Origin of the sequence: Sphingomonas panni (assembly GCF_022664435.1) — a bacterium.
In the GTDB taxonomy this organism is placed as follows: domain Bacteria; phylum Pseudomonadota; class Alphaproteobacteria; order Sphingomonadales; family Sphingomonadaceae; genus Sphingomonas; species Sphingomonas panni.
The window spans coordinates 1-20,968 of sequence record NZ_JAKREU010000001.1; the positions used below are offsets into that span (position 1 = coordinate 1).

15 protein-coding genes are annotated in these 20,968 nt (G+C 68.0%); 6 read left to right on the forward strand and 9 right to left on the reverse strand.

Annotated features, from left to right (window positions below):
* The first annotated feature begins 520 nt into the window (after positions 1 to 520).
* The 3 genes from MF609_RS00005 to MF609_RS00015 are packed head-to-tail and all read left to right on the forward strand — an operon-like array spanning position 521 to position 4,952.
* Positions 521 to 1,606: a PLP-dependent cysteine synthase family protein gene (locus MF609_RS00005; protein WP_242414285.1), complete on the forward strand. Its 1,086-nt coding sequence runs from the start codon at positions 521 to 523 to the stop codon at positions 1,604 to 1,606.
* Positions 1,603 to 2,955 carry an L-serine ammonia-lyase gene (locus MF609_RS00010; protein ID WP_242414286.1) on the forward strand — a complete coding sequence of 451 codons (1,353 nt, stop codon included), beginning with the start codon at positions 1,603 to 1,605 and terminating at the stop codon, positions 2,953 to 2,955. The genes MF609_RS00005 and MF609_RS00010 overlap by 4 nt, the downstream gene beginning before the upstream one ends.
* Before the next feature lie 11 nt (positions 2,956 to 2,966).
* The gene (locus MF609_RS00015) at positions 2,967 to 4,952 is read left to right on the forward strand and encodes a M3 family metallopeptidase (protein WP_242414287.1); all 1,986 of its coding nucleotides are present in this window, start codon (positions 2,967 to 2,969) and stop codon (positions 4,950 to 4,952) included.
* Positions 4,953 to 5,272: 320 nt separating this feature from the next.
* Here the strand turns inward: MF609_RS00015 and MF609_RS00020 are convergent, their stop codons facing one another.
* The gene (locus tag MF609_RS00020) at positions 5,273 to 6,184 is read right to left on the reverse strand and encodes a bifunctional transcriptional activator/DNA repair enzyme AdaA (protein WP_242414288.1); all 912 of its coding nucleotides are present in this window, start codon (positions 6,182 to 6,184) and stop codon (positions 5,273 to 5,275) included.
* On the opposite strand from MF609_RS00020, the gene ogt reads away from it, so the two are divergent.
* The gene (gene ogt / locus MF609_RS00025; RefSeq protein WP_242414289.1) at positions 6,183 to 6,698 is read left to right on the forward strand and encodes a methylated-DNA--[protein]-cysteine S-methyltransferase; all 516 of its coding nucleotides are present in this window, start codon (positions 6,183 to 6,185) and stop codon (positions 6,696 to 6,698) included. The genes MF609_RS00020 and ogt overlap by 2 nt on opposite strands.
* A gap of 255 nt (positions 6,699 to 6,953) precedes the next feature.
* Here the strand turns inward: ogt and MF609_RS00030 are convergent, their stop codons facing one another.
* A complete protein-coding gene (locus MF609_RS00030; RefSeq protein ID WP_242414290.1) occupies positions 6,954 to 8,369 on the reverse strand; it encodes a mannitol dehydrogenase family protein in 1,416 nt (471 codons plus the stop codon).
* The gene (uxaC, locus tag MF609_RS00035; protein ID WP_242414291.1) at positions 8,366 to 9,775 is read right to left on the reverse strand and encodes a glucuronate isomerase; all 1,410 of its coding nucleotides are present in this window, start codon (positions 9,773 to 9,775) and stop codon (positions 8,366 to 8,368) included. Before uxaC ends, MF609_RS00030 begins: the two co-directional genes overlap by 4 nt.
* A 64-nt stretch (positions 9,776 to 9,839) precedes the next feature.
* Between uxaC and MF609_RS00040 the strand changes: the two genes are divergently transcribed.
* Complete coding sequence (locus tag MF609_RS00040) at positions 9,840 to 11,333, forward strand: UxaA family hydrolase (protein ID WP_242414292.1); 1,494 nt, start codon at positions 9,840 to 9,842, stop codon at positions 11,331 to 11,333.
* A gap of 9 nt (positions 11,334 to 11,342) precedes the next feature.
* On the opposite strand, the gene MF609_RS00045 is transcribed toward MF609_RS00040, so the two are convergent.
* The 4 genes from MF609_RS00045 to MF609_RS00060 form a co-directional block, all read right to left on the reverse strand.
* Complete coding sequence (locus MF609_RS00045; RefSeq protein WP_242414293.1) at positions 11,343 to 11,789, reverse strand: hypothetical protein; 447 nt, start codon at positions 11,787 to 11,789, stop codon at positions 11,343 to 11,345.
* Positions 11,786 to 12,319, reverse strand: a complete 534-nt coding sequence (locus MF609_RS00050) for a gamma carbonic anhydrase family protein (protein ID WP_242414294.1) — start codon at positions 12,317 to 12,319, stop codon at positions 11,786 to 11,788. Before MF609_RS00050 ends, MF609_RS00045 begins: the two co-directional genes overlap by 4 nt.
* Before the next feature lie 13 nt (positions 12,320 to 12,332).
* Positions 12,333 to 13,493, reverse strand: a complete 1,161-nt coding sequence (locus MF609_RS00055; protein ID WP_242414295.1) for a histidine-type phosphatase — start codon at positions 13,491 to 13,493, stop codon at positions 12,333 to 12,335.
* 168 nt (positions 13,494 to 13,661) lie between these two features.
* Positions 13,662 to 16,430 (reverse strand): TonB-dependent receptor, encoded by a 2,769-nt coding sequence (locus tag MF609_RS00060; RefSeq protein WP_242414296.1) that lies wholly within the window; start codon positions 16,428 to 16,430, stop codon positions 13,662 to 13,664.
* Positions 16,431 to 16,642: 212 nt separating this feature from the next.
* Between MF609_RS00060 and MF609_RS00065 the strand changes: the two genes are divergently transcribed.
* A complete protein-coding gene (locus MF609_RS00065) occupies positions 16,643 to 17,398 on the forward strand; it encodes a DeoR/GlpR family DNA-binding transcription regulator (RefSeq protein WP_242414297.1) in 756 nt (251 codons plus the stop codon).
* Positions 17,399 to 17,440: 42 nt separating this feature from the next.
* On the opposite strand, the gene MF609_RS00070 is transcribed toward MF609_RS00065, so the two are convergent.
* Entirely contained in the window at positions 17,441 to 18,709 is a 1,269-nt protein-coding gene (locus tag MF609_RS00070; RefSeq protein WP_242414298.1) for a PQQ-dependent sugar dehydrogenase, read from the reverse strand.
* Between the two features lie 416 nt (positions 18,710 to 19,125).
* Positions 19,126 to 20,949, reverse strand: coding sequence for a glutamine--fructose-6-phosphate transaminase (isomerizing) (gene glmS, locus MF609_RS00075; RefSeq protein WP_242414299.1), 1,824 nt, complete (start codon positions 20,947 to 20,949; stop codon positions 19,126 to 19,128).
* Between the last annotated feature and the right edge of the window lie 19 nt (positions 20,950 to 20,968).

Here is a 20,968-nt window from a genome sequence, read left to right on the forward strand (position 1 = left end):
CAATATGGTGGTTGTAATAAGACATATGAGCCAGCTTGACTTTAAACGATCCCAACGCACCTTGAATGCGCTAGACCGCAAGCCGCCGCCCACATGTCCCTTCATCTAAACTACAATTTCAAAGAGCGTTCCTGCCTCAAACCTCTCGGTCGAAGCGCCAGCGAGCCGGCGATAGGAGGACCGGAACAGAGGCACCGATCATTTGATCAGTACCGCGTCCCGGCTAGAAAAGAGCAATCTCGCTATCCGCTTTGCGGAGCGACCCGAAGGCCAGCGAGGCGACCGGCGGGAGAAGCGAAGAGCGTCTCGTCGTCCGGTGAAGCTGCTTATATGGGCGGCTTCGGAAGGCGTCAACAACGTTTTTGCAGTTTTTTCGGTTCCATGTCGTTTTCGATTGCTGAACCTCGCCTCAGCGGCGCTCGGCGGTCGTTTCGAGCGATACCTTCCCCCTGGTTCAACGCCACGTCATAAGGGTGTGTCCGCGCGCGACCGACGTGCGCCTGCATGAGAGGATTTCATCGTGTCCCCCGCCCCTGCCGCCGCACGTCCCGACGACCGCCCTTGGACCCGCGACGCGATCCGGCGACTGGAGGCGGACTTCTGCCGTTCGGCGGATACCCATCTGATCCGCGTCGAATTGCCCGCGACACCGGGGATCACGCTCTACCTGAAGGACGAATCGGTCCATCCGTCGGGAAGCCTCAAGCATCGGCTTGCGCGGTCGCTGATCCTTTATGGCCTGTGCAATGGCTGGATCGGGCGCGACACGGTGCTGGTCGAGGCGACCAGCGGGTCGACCGCCGTGTCGGAAGCGTATTTCGCGCGGCTGCTCGGCCTGCGGTTCGTGGCCGTCGTGCCGCGCAGCATCGCGAGCGCAAAGATCGCCGCGATCCGCTTTCACGGCGGCGAGGTCCATTTCGTCGATGACCCGCGCGAAGTCTATGCCGCGGCGCAGGCCTTGGCCGACTCGCATGGCGGCCACTATCTTGACCAGTTCACCTATGCCGAACGCGCCACCGACTGGCGCGGCAACAACAACATTGCCGAATCGATCTTCGCCCAGCTGGCCAAGGAGGATCATCCCGAGCCGAGCTGGATCGTCTGCGGCGCGGGCACCGGGGGCACCTCGGCGACGCTCGGGCGCTTCATTCGCTATGGCCGTCATGCCACGCGGCTGTGCGTCGCCGATCCGCAGGGATCGGTGTTCCACCGCCATTATGCCAATCCGGCCATCACCACGGTCGAGGGCGACTGTTCGGGGATCGAGGGGATCGGACGACCGCGCGTCGAACCGTCTTTCGTGCCGAGCGTCATCGACCGGATGATCGCGGTGGACGACGCCGACAGCATCGGGGCGATGCGGGCGCTGAGCCAGCGGCTCGGACGGCCGGTCGGCGGATCGACCGGCACCAACATCGTCGCCTGCGCCGCGCTGATCGCCGAGATGGCGTCGGTCGAAGCCCAAGGATCGGTCGTCACGATCCTGTGCGATTCGGGGCTGCGCTACAGCGACACCTATTTCGACGACGACTGGCTGGCGGCACGGGGGCTCGACTGGCGTCCGGCGGCGGCGCGCTACGCTACGTTCCTGGGAACGGGCGCGTGAGTCCGCTCAGCGTCACCGACCTGTTCACCATCGGGATCGGTCCATCCAGTTCGCATACCGTCGGGCCGATGCGCGCGGCCCACGCCTTTGCGACGATGCTGGCCGAGGACGGGATCGTGCCAGAGCGGGTCTATTGCGACCTTTATGGTTCGCTGTCGCTGACCGGCCGGGGCCACGCCACCGATATCGCCGTGCTGCTGGGGCTGTCCGGCGCCACCCCCGAAGGCGTCGACCCGGATGCGGTGGCAGGCATCGTTGCAGCGATTGGCGACAGCCATCGGCTGATGCTGGCGGGTATGAATGCCATCGCCTTCGATCCGGAACGCGATGTCGTGTTCCACCCCGGTTTCCTGCCCGGCCATCCCAACGCGATGGCCTGTACCGCCGTGCTGGCCGATGGCAGCCGCATCACCCGCCGATACTATTCCGTCGGCGGCGGGGCGATCCGGGCGGAGGGGGAGGCACCGCCGCGCATTAACCTGACGCTGCCGCACCCCTTTGCCACCGGCAACGACCTGTTGGCGCTCTGTGCCGATACGCGCCAGTCGATCGCCGAGGTCGTCGCCGCCAACGAAAGCGCGTGGCGGCCGGAGGCGGAGACGCTGGGCTTCCTCGATGCGGTGCGCGCGGCGATGCTCGCCTCGATCGACCGGGGCTGTGCCGGCAGCGGCGAACTGCCCGGCGGACTGAAGGTGCAGCGCCGCGCGCGGGCGATCCGTGAGAAGCTGCTGGAACGCGGCCCCCGTACCGACCCCAGCGTGGTATTCGAATGGGTCAGCCTGTGGGCGCTGGCGGTGAACGAAGAGAATGCGGCGGGTGGCCGCGTCGTCACCGCGCCGACGAACGGTGCGGCGGGCGTCATCCCCGCCGTCCTCAAATATTACGAGACCTTCGTCCATGGATCGACGCGGGCGGGCGCACAGGCATTGCTGATGACCGCCGCGGCGATCGGTTTCCTCTACAAGCAGAACGCCTCCATCTCCGCTGCCGAAATGGGGTGTCAGGGCGAGGTCGGCGTCGCCTGTTCGATGGCCGCCGCCGGCCTTGCCGCCGCATTGGGAGCCAGCCCGGCGCAGGTCGAGAATGCCGCCGAGATCGGCATGGAGCATAATCTGGGCCTCACCTGCGACCCCATCGGCGGGCTGGTGCAGATCCCCTGTATCGAGCGCAACACGATGGGCGCGATCAAGGCGATCAACGCCGCCTATCTGGCGCTGCACGGTGACGGTCGCCACATCGTCAGCCTCGACCAGGTCATCGAAACGATGCGCCAGACGGGCGAGGACATGAAGAGCCAGTATAAGGAGACCAGCCAGGGCGGCCTGGCGGTCAACGTCGTCGAATGCTGAAGGAACAACGCTTGTCTGCACTGCCCGATTTCGCCGCTATCACACCGGAAACGATCGCCCCGACGCTCGACGCGCTGCTCGCCGAGCGCGATGCAGCGGCTGAGACCGTCAAGGCGGCTGACCCGAGCTTTGCCGCCACGTGGCTGCCGGTCGAGCGGGCCGATGTCGCGCTCGACAATTTCTGGTCGAGCGTGTGGCACCTCCACGCGGTTGCCGACACGCCCGAGCTGCGCGCCGCCCATGCCGCCGGGCAGGCGGTGCTGACCGAACGGGGCATCGCCGCGCAGCAGGACCGGGCGATGTTCGATACGCTGCGCGCGCTGGAGGTGACGCCGGACTTCGCCGCGCTGGACGACGCGGATCGGGTCGCGGTCGAGCGATCGATCCGCGACCGGACGCTGGCCGGGGTCGCGCTGGACGACGCGGCGCGCGAGCGGTTCAAGGAGGTGGCGACCGAACTGTCGGCGCTCCAGACCGAGTTCGCCAGTGCGGTGCTGGACGCGACCGATGCGTGGACGCTGCAGGTGACCGACGAAGCGCGGCTGGCCGGGCTGTCGGAGGCCGACCGGACGATGATGGCGGCGGCGGCCGAGGCGCGCGGGGAAACCGGCTGGGTCGTGACGCTGCAACAGCCGAGCGTCGTCGCGGTGCTGACCTTTGCCGAGGACCGCGACCTGCGCGCGCAAGTCTATCGCGCCTATGGCACGCGGGCGTCGGATCAGGGGCCGGATGCGGGCAGGTTCGATAACGGCCCGCGCATCCGCCGCATCCTCGAATTGCGGCACGAAGCCGCGCGCTTGCTGGGCTTTCCCGATCCGGTCGCGCGGTCGCTCAGCACCAAGATGGCGCCGGACGTGGGCGAGGTGCTGGCGTTCCTGCGCGATCTGGCGCAGCGGGCGCGGCCCCATGCCGAGGCGGAGATCGCCGAGCTGCGCGGCTTCGCCGCCGAGCATCTGGGGATCGACGACCTGCAGCCATGGGATGTCGGCTTCGTCAGCGACCGGCTGAAGCGTCATGCCCATGCGATCGACCAGTCGGTCATCAAGGCCTATTTCCCGGTCGACCGGGTGTTGTCGGGATGGCGAGCGTTGCTGGGGCAGCTGTTCGGGCTGACGCTGACCGAGCGGAACGACGTCGCGACATACCATCCCGATGCGCGCTATTATGACGTGGCCGATGCGGGCGGGGTGTTCGCCGGCCTGTACCTCGACCTGCACGCGCGGCCGGGCAAGAAGGGCGGCGCGTGGATGGCCCCTGCCCGGCCCTATCTGAGCGATGGCGGCCTGCCGGTCGCCTACATGGTCTGCAACTTCGCGCCGACCGGCGGGGAGGTGCCGCTGCTGAGCCATGACGATGTCACGACGCTGCTGCACGAGACGGGGCATTGTCTCCACCACCTGTTCACCCGCGTGCCGCGCCCGGACATCGCCGGCACGACCGGGTTCGAATGGGACGCAATTGAGCTGCCCAGCCAGCTGATGGAGGATTTCGCGTGGGAGCCGTCGGCGCTGGCCGCCATGTCGGGCCATGTCGAGACGGGCGAGCCGCTGCCGCGCGACCTGTTCGACCGGATGCTGGCGGCGCGGCGGTTCGGATCGGGGATGTTCCTGGTCCGGCAGATCGAGTTCGCGATGTTCGACCTGCTGCTGCACCTGGGCACGCAGGGCGACGATCCGATGACGGTGATCGAGGCGATGCGGGACGAAGTGGCGGTGGTCCGGCCGCCGGCATGGCACCGTTTCCCCCACGCCTTCGCACACATCTTCGCCGGGGGCTATGCGGCGGGATATTACAGCTATCTCTGGGCGGAATTGCTGGCGGCGGACGGCTTTGCGGCATTCGCCGAAGCCGGGACGCTCGACCGGGCGACCGGCGACCGGCTGCGCGAGACGGTCCTGTCGCAAGGGGCGGTGCGGCCGGCGATCGAGCTGTTCCGCGCATTCCGGGGGCGCGACCCCGATCCGGCGGCGATGCTGGCGCGGCATGGGCTGGTCTGAGGCCAAAGTTCACTAAGTTCACACTCGCGCGCGTTTTGGCATTTGTCGTGTCTGGTTCACGCGAAGGCGCCAAGGCACGAAGAAGACGGTCGTTTTCGCGCGGAGGCGCGGAGGCGCGGAGGGTTGCGTTCCTGGCGAGGCTTTCGCGACCGGGAGACCTTGTGCGGGCTGGCAGCATGGAGGGAGGCCGCTGGCGCGGGAAAGGTCGCACCAGACGCAACCCCTCCGCGCCTCTGCGCCTCCGCGCGAAATCCATCTTCTTTGCGCCTTCGCGCCTTCGCGTGAATCCGTTCGGCGGCAGCGATGAGAAAGAGCAGTCGCTACTCTGCGGCGCAACTCGCCTGTAGGACAGCCTTTTCGAACACGGCGCGTTTGGCGGCGGCGATGGCGCGGCCGAGGGCCGGGAGCGGGACCTCCGTCAAGGTGATGCGTAGCGTGCGTCCCCTGCCTGGCGTGACCTCCGCCCGCCCTTCGGGCAGGTCGACGACCATCGGACCGCTGGGCACGAAATCGGGCCGGTGGGCGATGGTGACCGTGATCGGTGCGGCGGGATCGGCGGACGGCCCCTCGCGACGCAGCGTCGAGGGGGCGCGGCCGAACGCCGCCTGGAATGCTTCGTTGAAGCGGCGCACGCTGCCATAGCCCGCCGCGAAGGCGATATCGGTCAGCGGCAGGCGGGTATCGTGCACCAGATGCTTGGCGAGATGCAGCCGCCGCGTCGCTTCGATCGCGAGTGGGGTCAGCCCCAGATGCTCGACGAACAGGCGGCGCAGATGGCGGTCGGTCATCCCCAGCCGGTCGGCCAGATCGCCGACGCTGCCGTCGGCCAGCGCGCCATCGTCGATCAGCCGCAGCGCGCGGTGGATCGAGGCGAGCGTGCCGGCCCAGGCCGGACTGTCGGGTGCCGTTTCGGGGCGGCAGCGCAAGCAGGGACGATAGCCGGCCGCCTGCGCCGCCGCCGCGCTGGCATAGAAGCTGACATTACCGCGCGCCGGGGTGCGCGCCGGGCAGACGGGGCGGCAATAGATGCGCGTGGTGCGGACCGCAGTGAAGAACAGCCCGTCCATCGCCGGGTCGCGCCGCACGATCGCGGCATAGCAATGGTCGGGGTCGAGCATGGCGCCAATGTAGCCGGGCACCTTTGCACGACTAGCGGAAAACGGACATGGCCGTGGTGCGATGTCCGCTTTCCGCTGGCGGCCCGGCCCGGCGGTCGGCAGGGTCGCGGGCATGACCCAGCTGCTCCTGTCCGAAACCCTGCCCAGCCCGTTGGGCGCGATCACCATCCTGACCGATGGCGACGGCGTGCTGCGCGCGCTGGAATATGAGGACTTTCCCGACCGGATGGCGCGGCTGTTGCGGCTGCACTATCCGCGCGGCTGGCGGATCGAGCCGGCCGGGCGCGAAAGCGATGCGTGGCATGCGCTGAACGCCTATTTCGCGGGCGAGCTGTCGGCGATCGACACGCTGGCGACGGCGACCGGGGGTACGGATTTCCAGCGGGCGGTCTGGGCCACGTTGCGCGCGGTGCCGGCGGGCCGGACGGTCGCCTATGCCGACATCGCCGCCGCAATCGACCGGCCGAGCGCCGTGCGCGCGGTGGGGATGGCCAATGGGGCGAACCCGATCGCGATCGTCGTGCCGTGCCACCGGATCATCGGGCGGTCGGGGCAGTTGACCGGCTATGCCGGCGGGCTGGCGCGCAAGCAGTGGTTGCTGGCGCACGAGGGGGTCGGGTTGGTTTAAAGGAATGGGTTCACGCGAAGGCGCGGAGCTCGCGAAGAAGAAGGTAGATTTCGCGCAGAGACGCAGAGACGCAGAGGAGTTGCGTTTCGGGCGCTCGGCGCGCGATCGGCAGACCGTAGCGCGCCTTGCAGCAGGGAATGAAGCCGCTGACGCGGGGGATGCCGCAGCAAGTGCAACCACTCCGCGTCTCCGCGTCTCTGCGCGAAATCTACCTTCTTCTCCGCGCCGTCGCGCCTTCGCGTGAACCAATCTTCTTCAGCGCAACGCCGCGCTCATATCTCCACCCGGTGCCAGCGCGGCATAGGCCCGCTCGACCGCCGCGACGAACTTCGCATCCTGCCCGAGATCGCCGAACACCTCGCGCATCGCCAGCAACGCCGCCGGCTCCCCCGCCCGCGCTAGCAAAGCATCGGCGCGCGGATCGACCAGCGTTTCGCCGCTCGCCTTGCGCAGCTCTAGGAACCGGAACCACGCCGCGATCGGCACCGCCAGCCGCTCGACCGACCGACCGCCCGCCCGCGCGTCGCGGATCGTGTCGCACAGGCGATAGGGCAGCTTCTGCGAACCGTCCCACGCGATCTGCGCCAGCCGATGCGCGATCGCCGGATTGGCGAAGCGGGCCAGCACGTCGGCGATATAGGCCGACAGGTCCATCTCGGCCGGCGGCTGGATCGACGGCGCGATATCCTCACGCATCAACCGCTCGGCAAAGGCGGCGAGCGGTGCGCAGGCCATCGCGTCGCGCACCGTCGCCAGCCCCATTAGGATGCCGAGATAGGCGAGCGACGAATGCGCGCCATTGAGCAGGCGCAGCTTCGCATTCTCGAACCCACGCACGTCGCGGGTGAACTGTGCGCCGGCCACGTCGAAGGGCGGGCGCTCCCCGACGAAATCGTCCTCGATCACCCATTGGGTGAACGCCTCGCGCTGGATCGGCCATGCATCGTCGAGCCCGGTCGCGGCGCGGACCGAGGCGCGCAGCGCGTCGTCGGTCGCGGGCGTGATCGAATCGACCATGGTGGAGGGAAAGCGGACATGATCGTCGATCCATGCCGCCAGATCGGGATCGCGCGCGGCGGCAAGGTCGCGGACGGATCGACGGAAACGCTGGCCGTTATCGGCCAGATTGTCGCACGCCAGCAAGGTAATCGCCCCGCCCCCCGCCGCCCGGCGGGCGGCGAGGCCCGCGACCAGCCAGCCTGACAGGGTCGACGGCTCCGCGCCGGTCAGTTCGCGGACGATGGCGGGATGGTCGAGGTCGAGCGCGCCGTGCGCGTCGAGATGATAGCCCTTCTCGGTCACGGTCGTCGTCACGATCCGCGTGGTCGGCGCGGCAATGCGCGACAGGATCGCGTCGCGGCGCTGTGCGGTCAGCAGTTCGGTGATCGACCCGACGACGCGGTAGCGCGTCTCCGCCCCCAGCAGCGCCAGCGTGTAGAGCCCGTCCTGCGGTGCCAGCGCATCCGCCACCCCGGTCGAATTGAGCGCGACCGCGCTGATCGCGAAGCGCGGGTCGTGGTGCAGGATCGCATCGACATAGGCCGCCTGATGCGCGCGGTGGAACGCGCCGGGGCCGATATGGACGATCCCCGGTGTCAGCGCGCTGCGGTCATAGCCGGGCCGCGCGACCGATGGCGGCAGCGCGGCGAGCGTGGCGTCGGACAGCCTCACAGCTTGTACGCCCGCTTGACCAGCCCATAGGCGAGGTCGTGCGCGACCTGGTGCGCATCCTCTTCGTCCAGCCGATGTTCGGCGACCAGCCGCGCGAGGAAGGCGCAGTCGACCCGCCGCGCGACATCGTGCCGCGCCGGGATCGACAGGAAGGCGCGGGTATCGTCGTTGAACCCGACCGTGTTGTAGAAGCCCGCCGTCTCGGTCGCCTGTTCGCGGAAGCGGCGCATCCCCTCGGGCGAATCGTGGAACCACCACGCCGGGCCGAGCTTCAGGCACGGATAATGGCCCGCCAACGGTGCGAGTTCGCGGGCATAGGTCGATTCGTCCAGCGTGAAGAGGATGATCGTCAGGTCGGTCGCGGTGCCGACCACGTCGAGCATGGGTTTGAGTGCCGCGACATAATCGGTTCGGGTCGGGATATCGGCCCCCTTGTCGCGGCCATAGACGTCGAACAGCCCGCGGTTGTGATTGCGGAACGATCCGGGATGAATCTGCATCACCAGCCCGTCATCGATCGACATGCGCGCCATTTCGGTCAGCATCTGCGCACGGAACAGTTCGGCATCGGTCGCATCGGCGGTGCCGGCAATGACTTTCGCGAACAGCGCCTCCGCCTCGGCGCGCGACAAATTGGCGGTGCGGGCGGTCGGGTGGCCGTGATCGGTCGAGGTCGCGCCGGCGGCGATGAAGTCCTGCCGCCGTTTGCGGTGGGCGTTCAGATAGCCGGTCCAGTCATGGACGTCCTCTTGCGTCAGGTCGGCGAACTTCGCGAGGGCGGGGCGGAAGGCTTCATGCTCGCAATCGATCACCGCATCGGGGCGATAGGCGGTGACGACCCGCCCGCCCCAGCCGCTGGCGCGGATCGCACGGTGATGGTCGAGCGGGTCGTCCGCCCCCTCGGTCGTCGCCAGCAACTCGATCCCGAACCGGTCGAACAGTGCACGCGGGCGATAGGCATCGGTCGCCAGCAGCTCGCCGATCCGGTCGTAATAATCGTCGGCATTGGCGGCGGTCAGCGCGTCGTCGAACCCAAATACCGCGCCGAACACATGGTCGAGCCACAGCCGGGAGGGCGTACCCCGGAACAGATGCTGGTTGGCAGCGAACACGCCCCACGCCTTGCGCGGGTCGGCGGCGATCGTCCCGTCGCGGCGCGGCACCGCCAGATCGTCGAGCGCGATCCCCTGACTATACAGCATTCGGAACAGATAATGGTCGGGCGACAGCAACAGCTCGGTCGCATTGGTCCAGGGGCGGTCGGTCGCGAACCAGGCCGGGTCGGTGTGGCCATGCGGGCTGACGATCGGCAGGTCGCGGACGGCGCCATAGAGGTTGCGGGCGATGCCCCGTGTCGCCGGATCGGCGGGGAACAGGCGGTCGGGATGAAGCAGCAGCGCGGGCATCGGAATCTCCTCACCCCCTCGATGCGACATTGTGCCAGCGCTGGCAACAGTCTATTTGGCGTGCATGGCCAGCCAGATTCCCGCCCGCGCCGTTCGGGTCGATCGTGACGATGACGTCGCCCTGTTGCTCGATCCCGTCGCGGCAGGGGGCGTCGTGCGGTTCGACGACGCGCACGTCGTGGCGCGCGAGGATATCGTTGCGGGCCACAAGATCGCGGTGCGCGCCGTCGCGGCGGGCGCGCCGGTGCGGCGGTATCGCGCGGCGTTCGGGGTCGCGACGACGAACATCGCGGCGGGCGCGCACGTCCATGTCCATAATGTGCGGACGGCGCTGTCGGGGGAGGATGCCTATCGCTACGCCCCGGCCCTGCCGCCCGCCCCCTCCCCCCGCACGGAACCGGGCTTTGCCGGCTATGTCCGCGCCGATGGCAGCGTCGCCACGCGCAACGAAATCTGGGTGTTGCCGACGGTCGGCTGTGTCGGGCGGCTGGGCGAGCGGATCGCGGCGGCGGCAGGTCCGCGCCATGCCGGGCGGGTCGATGGGGTCCATGCGTTCAACCATCCGTTCGGCTGTTCGCAACTGGGCGACGACCTGAACCGCACGGGCGCGATCTTAGCGGCGCTGGCGTGCAATCCCAATGCCGCCGGGGTCGTGCTGCTGGGGCTGGGGTGCGAATCGAACCAGCTCGACGCGATGCTCGCGCGGTTGCCGGCGGACATGCTGGCGCGGGTGCGGACGGTGCGGGCGCAGGCGAGCGCCGACGAATTTGCCGAGGCGATGGCGGCGGTGGACGCACTGGCCGAGGCGGCACAGGCGGAGCGTCGGCCCGTGCCGCTGGCGGCACTGCGGCTGGGGGTGAAGTGCGGCGGGTCGGATTCGATGTCGGGGCTGACCGCCAATCCGCTGATCGGGCGGATGACCGACCGGGTCGCGGCGGCGGGCGGCACGGTGCTGATGACCGAGATCCCCGAGATTTTCGGGGCGGAGCGGCTGCTGATGGCGCGCTGTGCCGATGAAGCGGTGTTCGACCGGCTGGTCGAGGTGACCAACCGCTTCAAGCGCTATTTCCTCGACCATGGCGAACCGGTGTCGGAGAATCCCAGCCCCGGCAATATCGCCGGAGGGATCACCACGCTGGAGGAAAAATCGCTGGGCGCGGTGCAGAAGGGCGGCGTTGCGGTGGTGACCGACGTGCTGGACTATGGCGAACCGGTGCGCCGCGCGGGACTGTCGGTGGTCGACGGGCCGGGCAACGACGCGGTGTCGACCACCGCGCTGGCGGCGGCGGGCGCGACGATCACGCTGTTTTCGACCGGACGCGGCACGCCGCTGGGCAGTCCGGTGCCGACGATGAAGATCGCCACCAACCGCGACCTGGCGATGCGCAAGGGCGGGTGGATCGACTTCGACGCGAGCGTCGCGCTGGACGAGGGGCAGGATGCGGCGGCCGATGCGCTGCTGGCGCGGATCGTGGCGGTGGCGTCGGGCGAGCCGGCGCGGAACGAGGTGAACGAGGAACGCGCGATCGGGATCTGGAAGTCGGGGGTTACACTGTAGCCGCGCTGTTCACAGTCGAACCGACCCCATGATATAGACATAGGGGAGCGGCGCACTCCGCACCGACCAATCGGGGGAACATTGTCCGCCGGGTGATGTGACAACCGTCGCAGCTCCATAGGCCTTCAACTGCAGTGCGACGCTTTCCAACGCCGTGAACCCGTTTTGCAGCGCCCGTTCGTCAGTCCTCGGCTGATAGCAGACCGTATAGGTATCAAGCCCGGCGACCATCCACGATCGCGCCGCGTTGGCGATGATGCCGTCGGCATCGCCAGTCAGCTTTCCGTCCAGGTCGTAGCCGACGATGAACGGTCCGGGAATCGGATCGATGATCGGGGGCGGTGCCTCGGGCACGGCCGGCACCGGGCGCTGCCGGGCCGATATCGCCCCCGGCGCAAACGCCAATAGTAGCGCGACCGCGGATAAACGCGGCAACATGGGCAGAAGCGCCGTCACGCCTGCCCATCCGTCGCGCATAGCCCCTCGCGATACCGCCGCGCCTTCTCCACATAGACCGCCGCCGACATCCGCAGCCCGGCCAGTTGTTCGTCGGTCAGCGTCTTCACCGCCCGGGCGGGTGCGCCGACGATCAGGCTCTTCGGCGGAAACGTCTTCCCCTCCGTCACCAGCGCGCCGGCGCCGACCACGCAATCCTCGGCGATGACGGCGTGGTTCAGCACCGTCGCACCCATGCCGATCAGTACGCGGTCGCCGATGGTGCAGCCGTGCAGCACCGCGCGGTGGCCGATGGTGCAATCCTCGCCTAGCGTCAGCGGCGCGCCGGGGTCGCTGTGGAGGACCGCGCCGTCCTGCACGTTGCTGCGCGCGCCGATGGCGATCGCGCCATTGTCGGCGCGCACCACCGCGCCGAACCAGATGCTGGCCCCCGCCCCCAGCCGTACCGCACCGATCAGGTCGGCGGACGGCGCGACCCAGCTGTCGGGGGCGAGATCGGGGACGGCGTCGGCAAGGGCGTAGATCGGCATGACGCCGATGCTATCACCCGGTAACGACGGGAGCGAGTTTCGCGCGCAACAATTTGTCGAAGTGGTCGAGCGGGCAGCGCGTCGCACAGCCGGGGATGGCGATGGCGCGGTCGACGACCGTTGCCGTACCGTTGCGGATCGCGTCCAGCGGCTGCACCCGGTAGGACAGCGTCACATACGGCCCGCGCGCATCGCGCCGCCGGGTCAGGACCAGCGCACCGCCGGGGGCCGCATCGTTCAGCGCAAAGCCCGGCGCGTCGAGATCGACGCCCAGCGCCGCCGCCAGTGCGGTGACGTTGGTGTCATGCCCGACCAGCACGTCGAGGCGCGGCCCGGTGGCGGCGTTCAGGGTCCGCAGCATATGGTCGCCAAGCGGTCCGGCCTGATGCGCGGCCATGTAGGGCGAGCGGGTGAAGACGTCGAACAACGCCGCGTGCAGCACGCCCAGCCGCTTGATCGTCGCGGCATCGGCGCGGCCGAAACCGACCTGTGCCATCGGCATTCCCTCGGCATATTGCAGCAGGATCACCTGCGCCGTGCCCGACGTCGCGCGGATCGGGCCGGTGAACTCCACGCCGCGCCCGTCGGCGGACGGCTTTAGGGTCGCCGGTCCCGGCGTCGAACAGCCCGTGGCCAGGCCGCAGCCCAGCACGCGGTCGAGTTCGCGGATCGTCGCGGCGTGGCGCGCGGTCAGGGCATTCACCCCGCCGGTATAGGCGGTGATCGCCGCCACTGCCTTGTTCGCGTCGAACGCGGTCGCGCCGGCGCGCAGCGGTTCGAACAGCGGATCGACGGTGCCTGCGGCTTCATGCTCGACGGCCAGCCTGCAGCCGGGTGCCAGCGCATCGGCATAGGCGCGGCCGGTGGCGATGGTGCGTTCGGGCGTATTGGCGTGGATGCGGACGCTGCCGGGTGCCGGGCAGCCGGTCGTGCCCAGCCAGCGACGGTCGTGGCGGGCGAGCTGCGCGATCGCCTTTGCGCCGTGGGGCGTCAGATATTCGGGGGCGACCGGCCATGCGGGCCACTGCCCGTCCACCTTGGTATCGAGCGGTGCCTCGCCCGTGATCGGTGCGCGCACGCCGTGGCGCATCAGCATCACGACCCGTTCGACCTTGTCCTGCGCGGCGGCGGGCAGCGGGGTCAGCAGCGTGGCGGCGAGGAGCAGGAGGCGCATGGTCGGTCCTTGTGATTACATTCGGTCGTTCGGAATCATGGATGTACCCCGGCGCAGGCCGGGGCCCAGTTGGGGAACGTCAGCTCCCTGCGCAGAAGCCTTTCCAACCGGACCCCGGCCTGTGCCGGGGTACGAAGTTCATGGGGGGAGGATGATGCCCCCCACCCCTTACATCTTCATGGTCAGGCTGAACTGGAACACCCGACCGGTCTTCAGATAGCCGCCGTTGCGGTCGTTCGAGATATACTTCTCGGTCTTGCCGACCGTCGCCCAATAGGTGTGCTGGTCGAGCAGGTTGCGCGCCGACACGCCGATTTCGAGATTGTCGGTGACTTCGTATGCCGCACCGAAGTTCAGCTCGCCCACCGGCTGGACATAGATGTCCGGCTGGCTGTCCTGCACCGCCGCAAGGAACTTGCCGGTATAGTTGTACCACAGGTTCGTGCGGAACCCGCCGCCGGCATAGAAGACCTCGGCATTGTAGATCAGGTCCGGGGCCTGGGGCAGCGTGCTGGTGCGCGTGCCGCTGCCGGGGATCACGTAATTCGCCTCGGTCTTCTGATAGGTGATGTTGCCGCCCACGCCGAAATTGCCGAGGAAGCTGCTGTCGACCATGTCGCCCACGGTGAAGCGGCCCGATGCCTCGACACCCTTCGCGGTGCCGCCGCCGCCATTGACCGGGCGGATATAGGTGATCTTGCCCACCGTCTCGCTGGCGCTGCGCGACGCGGTGCTGACGATGAAGTTGGTCAGGTCCTTGTAATAGGCGGCAAGCTGGACATAGCGGCCGACGCCCATCTGGTAATCGACGCCCGCGTCATAGCTCCATGCCTGGACCGGCTTCAGGTTCGGGTTCGGCTGGGTGATGGTGACGGTGCCGTCGCTGGCCGGTTCGCCGATCCGGGTCGGGCCGGCGAGCAGGTCGAAGGCGGGGCGCGCATAGCTGGAGCGCACCGCGCCGCGTACCGTCAGGCTGCCATTGGGCTTCCACGCCGCCAGCAGGCTGGGGTCGACATGGTCGTAATCGCGGCCGGCGTTGACGAAACGCGCACCGTTCACGTCGTTGAGGTAATAGCGCGCGCGGAAGCCGTTATCCTCGTAGCGGATGCCGGGCATCACTTCGAGATTGCCGAGCGTGATCGTCGCGGTGCCGTACAGCGCCTTGCGGGTTTCGTTGCCGCTCGACAGTCCCTGGTTCAGCGTCGCCTGCGACACGACGATCAGCGGCACATAGTCGCGGACCTGCGCATCGAGCTGCGCGCGCGACAGCACCTTGATCGGGCGGGCGGGATAGTAATCGAGGAAGTCCTTGAGGACATAGCCCAGATACTGGTTGATCGACGGCCCCTGCACCGTGCCGTTCTGCAGCGGCGTCAGGAAGCGGTAGCGCGTCTGGTCGGGCGCCAGGCTGCGGCCCGAACGGTCGGCATCCTCGTACAGGCCGCCAACCTCGACCGACAGGAAGCTGTCGTTGTTCCAGCCGATGCTGCCCTTCAGCGTCTTCTTGGTCTCGCTCAGATAATCATAGCCGCGCTGGACATAGAGCTGGGTCGGCCGGTCGAGCGACGAGACATAGGCGATCGCACCGTTCGACAGGATCGGGCGCGGCGACTTCGGATTGGACAGGTCGACGTTCACGCCCTCGGTCGCGGCACCGGTGTTGGTCGTGGTGCCGTTGTACGCGATGCCGCGATACGCCGCCTCGATCCGGGTCGGCTGGTCGAAGCGACCATCGGCATAGGCACCTTCGAGGGCGGCGGTGAAGCCTTCCCAATGCGCCTTCGCACCGACCTGTGCCGAGAACAGTTCCTGCTCGATATCCTCGGTGCGGAAATAGCTGGCCGGGTTGATGCCGAGCGGGGTGTAGACGCCCGCCGCATTGTACGACCCGCCATTGGGATTGGTCTGTCCGCGCGTCAGTTCGTTGCGCAGCGCGGTCTGGTTCATCGTGTTGGTATTCAGATACGTCGCATAGTTGACGCGGGCGAATAGATCGATCGGATCGCTGCGGAAGTCGAACGCGCCGGTCGCGCCATAGCGCTTGATCTTGTTGTTGTAGAAATTCCACTGCACGCCGTCGGCGGTCAGCGCGTTCGGGTTCGCGCGCGAATTGCCGCTATTGGCGCGGGTCGGCTTATAGTCGTTCTGGACGGCGGTCGATTCCGCGGCGTTGCCGCGCTCTTCGTAATAGCCCGCGACATAGATGCCGAACTGACGGTCGCTGCCGAAACGGCGCGCGGCGTCGAGGCCGATCGCCCCGCCGAACGCTTCCTGTTCGCGGTCGAGCGCGAGGCCGGCGACCTGCCCCAGCACGCGGGCGCGGGTGAAGCTCTGGTTGAAGTCGAACGCGGTCGGCGTGCGCAGGTCGACGATGCCGGCGATGCTGTCGGCATCCTTGGCCGCACCCGGCGTCTTGTCGGTCACGATCCCGCCGATCGCGAACGGCGAGAACAGGTTGAGCGAGATGGCGCGGTTGTTGCCCGAGGTCTGCGGCAGGCGCAGGCCGTCGAGGGTATAGGCGTTGTAGCTGGTGTCGAAGCCGCGGATCGTAACGAACTGCGCTTCGCCGGTCGCGCTCTGGTTGCGGCCCTGGTCGCGGCTGACCGACACGCCGGGCAGCATCTTGGCGAGGTCGGCGATGCTGGTCTGCGAATGGATCGCGACGTCGCCGGTGGTGACGATGTCGATCGTCGCGATCGCCTGCTGCTCTTCGTTCAGCGCGGTACGCTGGCGGCGGCCGTTGACCACGATGTCATCGGTGAGCGATTCGCTGGCGGTCTGCTGCGCTTCGTCGGTCGCGACGGGCGCGGCGGGTGCGTCCTGCGCATGGGCCATGGCGGGCAGCAGCGCGCCGAGCGTCAGGGCGGCGATGCCGCTGGACAGGACAAGCGCATGGGCGCGCCGCCGGCGTGCCGGCAGCGTCGGGATCGACGACATGGATATTCCCCCAGGGGTATGTTGGATGATTGCGGGGTTGTTCCCCGTTGGACCGCGCCCCTAGTCGATCGATGTGTATATTTTATGACAGTTAGCGATAACGATTGCGTGGCGTTGTGGGGTTTCTGAGAATGCCTCCAGCTTGTGTTGACATTATGTTGACTTTGCCCGGCATCCCTTGCCGATGCAGACGGAGCGGTTAAGGTCGCGCCATGATGAAACGCCGCGATCGTCGCCAGGAAATGCTCGACCTGCTCGCGCAGGGAGAACCGCTGGGGATCCACCGCCTGGCGGATACGCTGGCGGTGTCAGACGAAACCGTGCGGCGCGAATTGCGGCTGCTGGAGGCGGACGGGCTGATCGAGCGCATCCATGGCGGTGCGCGGCTGGCCAAGTCGGTCGAGGAAGGCCCGTTCGAGGCGCGGCTGCACCGCAACGCCGCCGCGAAACAGCGGATCGCCGCCGCCGTGGCGCGGACCGTGGCGGACGGCGATTCGCTCTATCTCGACGCCAGTTCGACAGCATTCCACGTCGCGCAGGCGCTGAAGGGCAAACGCGACCTGACCATCGTCACCAACGCACTGGGCGTCGCGACGGAGCTGGGCGGGCGTCATGGTAACCGGCTGTATCTGGCAGGCGGCGAACTGGACGAGCGGTATCGCGCGTTCTTCGACCCGACGGCGCGCGCCTATCTCGCGCAGTTCCGGCCGGGCATGGCGATCGTGTCGACCGAGTCGGTATCACCCGATGCGGGCTTCACCGACTATCATGTCGGCGAGGGCGAACTGTGCCGCCAGATGATCGCCCAGTCGCGGGCGGTGACGATGGCGGTCGACGCGTCGAAGTTCGACCGGGCGAGCATCGTCGCGGTTGCGTCGTTCGCCGAGGTCGACCGGGTCGTCACCGATCGGGCGGTCGATCCGGCCTATGCGGCGGTTGCCGCCGGGGTGGACTGGATGGCGGCGTAACCGATCCGCCACCCCGGACGCGATCCGGGGTGGCGGGCATCGTCAGGCGCGGCGGCGAACCAGCCAGACCGTATCGCCGGCATCGTCGACCACGAAGATCGCGCCATCGGCCCGCGTCTGGACGCTGACCGGGCGACCATGGACCGTGCCCTTCTTCGCATCGGCGACGAACCCGGTCAGGAAGGGCTGCGGATCGCCGGTCGGGCGACCATCGGCGAACGGCACCGCCAGCACGTCATAGCCGCTGAAGCTCGACCGGTTCCACGATCCGTGCCGCGCGACGAAGGCGGTCGGTGCGCCCTGCTTGGCGAAGGCGATGCCCAGCGCAGCGGCATGCGCGCCGACCGCGACGTCGGGGAGCAAGGTGGAGGAGAGCAGCTCGCGCTTCTCGTTCAGGTGGCGCGGGTCCTGCTTGCCGTAATAGCTGTACGGCCAGCCATAGAAGCCGCCTTCACGGACACCGACCAGATAATCGGGGGCGATGTCGTCGCCGATCTCGTCGCGCTCGTTGACCGCCGTCCACAAATTGGCGGTGCCGGGTACGAAGTCCATGCCGACCGGATTGCGCAGGCCCGAGGCATAGGTCCGCTCGCGCCCGGTGGTCAGGTCGATGGCGAGGATCGCGGCGCGGCGCTTTTCCTCGTCCATGCCATATTCGCCGACATTCGACGCCGACCCGACCGAGACGTACAGCGTGCGCCCGTCGGGGCTGAGCAGAAGGTTACGGGTCCAGTGATTGTTATACCCGCCGGCCGGCAGGGTCGCATGGGTACGCGGCTGGGCGGTGATCCTGGTCTGGCCCGGCTGATAGGGGAAGCTGACCACCGCATCGGTATTGGCGACATAGAGCCGCCCGTTCGCATATTGCATCCCGAACGGCTGGTTGAGATTTTCGCGCAGCACGAAACGCTGTTCGGCGATCCCGTCGCGGTTCGCGTCGCGCAGCAGGGTGATGCGGTTGGCGCTGTAGCCGGTGGTCTTCGACAATGCCTGTCCGCGCGCCACCTCGGGGTCTGCGTCCAGCTTGGGCAGGGTGCGCGCTTCCGACACCAGCATGTCACCATTGGGCAGCAGCAGCGCCTGGCGCGGATAGTCCAGCCCGCTAGCGAACTTCACCACCTCCCACCCGCGCGGCGCAGTCGGGGTGCGCCCCTCGGGCCAGCCGATGGTGACCGGATGGTTGACCACCGATTCGGTCGCATAGGGCGGCGCGGTCTCGGTATAGCCGGGGATCGGCTTTTGCGGTGCCTGCGCGAAGGCGGCGGTCGAGAACAGGGCAAGCGTCGTCGCGCCCAGCGTGCGGAGGTTCATTGCATTTCCCCATGGTTCCATGGAGGCGACAACCGGGTGCAGCGGTGGCGGGTCCGCCAGCAATAAAATGATACGCGCTGGGTACGGATATGATCCTCCCCGGCACGGGGAGGGGGACCGTCGCCGAAGGCGATGGTGCAGGGGGTTGGCCTCGCAACGCAACGGCTCCGTATGCGGGCACCCCCCTCCACCATGCTGCGCATGGTCCCCCTCCCCGTGCCGGGGAGGATACGGGCCGGATCGACGTTCAGCGCCAATCGCGGATCACCGTCATTCCCGCGCAGGCGGGAATCCATAACCGCTGCCGCTTCGGCTGGACCCGCGACCTTGGCGCATATGGACTCCCGCCTGCGCGGGAGTGACGATGGGGGGAGCGTTGCAGTTGTCCAGTGCGCTGAATGTCGATCGGTCCTAGGTCACTCCACCGTGACCGACTTCGCGAGGTTGCGAGGCTGGTCGACATCGGTGCCCTTGGCGACGGCGACGTGATAGGCGAGCAGCTGCACCGGCACCGCATAGACGATCGGGGCGATCAGCGGATGGACCTTCGGCATGGTGATCGTCGCCACCGCGCCGTCGCCCGCCGCCTGGATGCCGTCATAGTCGGAGATCAGCACGACCTTGCCGCCGCGCGCCTGTACCTCCTGCATGTTGCTGACGGTCTTGTCGAACAGCGGACCCGAGGGCGCGATGACGATGACCGGCACCTGATCGTCGATCAGCGCGATGGGGCCGTGCTTCATCTCGCCGGCGGCATAGCCCTCGGCATGGATGTAGCTGATTTCCTTGAGCTTGAGCGCACCCTCCAGCGCCAGCGGATAGTCGGTGCCACGGCCCAGATACAGCACGTCGCGCGCGGCGGCGATGACGCCGGCCATGCCCTCGATCGCCTCGTCATAGGCGAGCGCGCCGTTGATCGACGCGGGCGCTTCGGCGAGGTGGCGGACGATGCTGCGTTCCTCGGCCTCCGACAGGCGGCCCTTGGCCTTGGCGAGGTTCGCTGCCAGCGCGGCCAGCACGGCGAGCTGGCAGGTGAACGCCTTGGTCGAGGCGACGCCGATCTCCGGCCCGGCATGGGTCGGCAGCAGCAGGTCGGCCTCGCGTGCCATCGTGCTGGTCGGCACGTTGACGACGACGGCGATGGTCTGGCCCTCGCTCTTGGCGTGGCGCAGCGCGGCGAGCGTATCGGCGGTTTCGCCCGACTGGCTGATGAACAGGGCGAGGCCACCCTCCTCCATCACCGGCGCGCGGTAGCGGAACTCGCTGGCCACGTCGAGGTCGACGGGAACCCGCGCAAACTGTTCGAACCAGTATTTGGCGACCATGCCGGCATAGAAGCTGGTGCCGCACGCGACGATGGTGACGCGCTTGATCCCCGACAGGTCGAATTCGGGGATCGGCAGCGACACGCGCCCTTCGAACCGCTGGAGATAGCCGCGCAGCGTCTGGGCGACGACGATCGGCTGCTCGTAGATTTCCTTCTGCATGAAATGGCGGTGATTACCCTTGTCGATCAGCGCGCCGGTGACGCCCGACAGGGTGACCGGGCGGTCGACGGGGTTGTTGTCGCGATCGAAGATGTCGGTGCCGTCGCGGCGGCAGACGACCCAGTCGCCCTCTTCGAGATACGCGATGCGCTGGGTCAGCGGGGCGAGCGCCAGCGCGTCGGAGCCGAGATACACTTCGCCATCGCCATAGCCGACGACCAGCGGCGAACCCAGGCGCGCGCCGATCAGCAGGTCGTCATGCTGGCGGAAGAGGATGGCGAGCGCGAACGCACCGTGCAGGCGCGGCAGGATCGCCTTGACGGCATCCTGCGGCGACAGGCCGGCCTCGACCTGTTCGCTGACCAGATGGGCGACGACCTCGGTATCGGTCTCGCTGGTGAACACCCGGCCGCGTGCGGTCAGTTCCTCGCGCAGCGGCTTGAAATTCTCGATGATGCCGTTGTGGACCACGGCAACCTCGTCGGTCGCGTGCGGGTGCGCGTTGTCGGTGGTCGGGCCACCATGCGTCGCCCAGCGGGTATGGGCGATGCCGATATTGCCCGGCAGCGGATGCTCGGCCAGTTCGGCGGCGAGGTTCTTCAGCTTGCCCGACGCGCGGCGACGCTCGATCGCGCTGCCCTCGACCGTGGCGATGCCCGCCGAGTCATAGCCGCGATATTCGAGGCGCTTCAGGCCATCGAGCAAGCGGTCGGCGACGCTTTCGGTGCCGATGATGCCAACAATTCCACACATGATCTTCTCTCCGGCGGGA

Excerpts from the sequence above, each read along its gene's own strand:
- ogt (WP_242414289.1), top strand. The coding sequence starts at position 6,183 with ATGACCCAGCTGCTCCTGTCCGAAACCCTGCCCAGCCCGTTGGGCGCG.
- MF609_RS00020 (WP_242414288.1), bottom strand. The coding sequence starts at position 6,184 with ATGCCCGCGACCCTGCCGACCGCCGGGCCGGGCCGCCAGCGGAAAGCG.
- uxaC (WP_242414291.1), bottom strand. The coding sequence starts at position 9,775 with ATGCCCGCGCTGCTGCTTCATCCCGACCGCCTGTTCCCCGCCGATCCG.
- MF609_RS00040 (WP_242414292.1), top strand. The coding sequence starts at position 9,840 with ATGGCCAGCCAGATTCCCGCCCGCGCCGTTCGGGTCGATCGTGACGAT.
- MF609_RS00050 (WP_242414294.1), bottom strand. The coding sequence starts at position 12,319 with ATGCCGATCTACGCCCTTGCCGACGCCGTCCCCGATCTCGCCCCCGAC.
- MF609_RS00055 (WP_242414295.1), bottom strand. The coding sequence starts at position 13,493 with ATGCGCCTCCTGCTCCTCGCCGCCACGCTGCTGACCCCGCTGCCCGCC.
- MF609_RS00060 (WP_242414296.1), bottom strand. The coding sequence starts at position 16,430 with ATGTCGTCGATCCCGACGCTGCCGGCACGCCGGCGGCGCGCCCATGCG.
- MF609_RS00065 (WP_242414297.1), top strand. The coding sequence starts at position 16,643 with ATGATGAAACGCCGCGATCGTCGCCAGGAAATGCTCGACCTGCTCGCG.
- MF609_RS00070 (WP_242414298.1), bottom strand. The coding sequence starts at position 18,709 with ATGAACCTCCGCACGCTGGGCGCGACGACGCTTGCCCTGTTCTCGACC.
- glmS (WP_242414299.1), bottom strand. The coding sequence starts at position 20,949 with ATGTGTGGAATTGTTGGCATCATCGGCACCGAAAGCGTCGCCGACCGC.